General features: G+C 65.1%; 2 protein-coding genes. Both read right to left on the bottom strand.

Annotated elements, in window-relative coordinates:
• On the bottom strand, window positions 1–1,774 hold a 1,774-nt coding region (locus EOA27_RS32105), incomplete at its 3' end, for a sensor histidine kinase (RefSeq protein ID WP_245491223.1).
• Between the two features lie 153 nt (window positions 1,775–1,927).
• Window positions 1,928–2,414 (bottom strand): response regulator transcription factor (locus tag EOA27_RS32100; protein ID WP_145970676.1); only part of this gene is annotated, 487 nt, incomplete at its 5' end.

Raw genomic sequence — 2,414 nt, 5'->3', positions numbered from 1 at the left:
CCATCAGCTCCAGTATATCCGAAAGCGAGCCCGCGACGTCGGGCTCGTCGTCGATGATCAACGCATGGCGCAACCCGCTCGAGCGCGCCGGCCCTTCACCCGCGCTTGCGGCACCGCCGGCAATCGCCGGCAATTGCACGACGAAGCGCGCGCCGGTCGGTTGCACTTCCTCGAACCAGATGTTGCCGTTGTGGCGCTCGACGATCGACTTCGAGATCGACAGGCCGATGCCGGTGCCAACCCCGACCGGCTTGGTGGTGAAATAGGATTCGAAGATTCGCGCGCGGATCGCCTCGGGAATGCCCGGGCCGTTGTCCTCGACGGAGAAGCCCGGATTGCCGTGCTCGTTGCGGAATGTCCGCACCTTGATGATCCGCTCGCCGGTGATGCCGGCCAGCGCATGCTGGCTGTTGATGAGGAAGTTCGCCGCCACCTGGGTGATATGGTCGGCGTCGGCCATGGCAAGCAGCGGCCCGGTGGCGAAATCGGTGTCGATGATGATGCCGCTGGAGCGGGCACCATAGGCGGTGACTTCGAGCGCCGAGCGCATCACCTGGTTGAGATCGGTCTCGGCCTGCTCGGTCGGGTGCAGCCGCACCATCGACAGGAAGCTCTTGACGATGCGGCCGCAGCGCTCGGCGGCCGCGCGCACCTTCTCGGCGCGCACCTTGGTCTGCGGATCGCCGGCGAATTCGTGCAGCAGCGTCGACTGCGCCACCACCACTGCCAGCGGGTTGTTGAGCTCGTGCGAGACCCCGGCGAGCAGCGAGCCCATCGCCGCCATCTTCTCGTTCTGGTGCAGCTTCTCGCGCTGGCGGTTGATCTCCTCCTCGGCCTGCAGCTTTTCGCGCAGGTCGCGGATCGAGCCGAAGATCAGGCGGCGGTCGGCAACGCGCATCTCCGTCGCCGTCAGCTCGATCGGGAAAATCTCGCCGGCTGCGTTCTGGGTGACGGTCTCCAGGCGCTGGCCGACCATCGGCGCGCCGCGGCCCGCCATGTATTCGGCACCCGAGGCGTAGCCCTTGCGGTAATATATCGGAACGATGGTATCGAGCAGGTCCTTGCCGAGGATCGAGCTGCGCTGGAAGCCGAACATCTTCTCGGCGGCCGGATTGAACTCGATGATCGAGCCCGTCTCGTCGATGACGATGATGGCGTCTAGGGAGGCCTGCAGCATGGTGCGGCGGATCACCTCGCTGGCATGCGCCTCGGATGGCGAGCGCTCGATGGCGTCGCCGATGGCCAGAGCGATGATGTGCAGCGTCGCCTCTTCCTCATCCGTCCATTCGCGCTCGGCGACGCAGTCGTTGACCGCCAGCGTGCCCCAGAGGTGGCCATGCGCGAAAACGGAGACGGACAGGAACGACTTGATGCTCTGCTTCTCGAAGTCGTCCCGCAGGAAACCGTCCAAGTTGCGTGTGTGGCCGGAGAAGATCTTGCCCTGCCGCTCGTCTTCCTGCAGGCGCTCCAGCAAGGTATCCGAGTTGATGATCGACTGCATTATCACCGTGGGCGAGGCCAGGTCGCCGCCGGAGTCGGGGTCGATCCAGTAGGCGGCGACCGACTGGGCGAAACCTTCGCCCGGCAATTCACGCAGCCGGAAGAGAATGCCGCGCTGGCAATCCATCTTGCGGCACACCGTCTCCAGTATGCCGTCCATCTCGCGCTGCCAGTCGCCCGCCTCGCGCAGGCGGCGCACGACATGCACGGCCGCCATCGCTGCGCCGCCCGGGCGCGAGGCATGCGTATCGGTGCGTGCTGCATCGGCAGTCATGGTAAATTCCAGGCCCGGACGTCGGTCGTTCAGAGCACCCTTCGTTCCCGCGGAAACGGCGAACCGCTCTATCGCTTTGTTTTGACGCAATTCCGGACGGAAGGCTACGGCGAAACCGCCGAGCCTACCACTCACACTTTTCCTGGAATTGCTTTAGTTGGCGTCGCCATTCGGCAGCGAGAAGATATAGCCTTCGCCGCGCACCGTGCGCAGGAATTTCGGATTGGCTGGGTCGGCCTCGATCTTCTTTCGCAGCCGCATGATGCGGATGTCGACCGCGCGTGACGATTCCGGGTCCTCGACGAAGCCGATGGCTTCCGAAATCGCCGCGCGCGTCAGGAGGCGGTTGGCGCGGGTGAGGAAAACCTCGAGCACGTCGAATTCGCTCTTGGCCATCTCGATCACCGCGCCATTGGCGGCGGTGACCAGGCGACCGTCGAAATCGGCCTGAAAGCCGCCGAAATTCATGAAACGCCGATTGCCGGTCTCGGCCTTTGCGGCTTGCGGCTCGGCCGGCTGCGGCACGCGGCGCAAAACGCTGCGCACCCGCGCCAGCACCTCGCGCAATTCGTACGGCTTGACGATGTAATCGTCGGCGCCGAGCTCCAGCCCGACGATGCGGTCGAGCGCGGTGCCGGCT

This window comes from Mesorhizobium sp. M2A.F.Ca.ET.037.01.1.1 (assembly GCF_003998075.1).
Lineage (GTDB): Bacteria > Pseudomonadota > Alphaproteobacteria > Rhizobiales > Rhizobiaceae > Mesorhizobium.
This window is presented reverse-complemented; position numbering and strand designations above follow the sequence as displayed.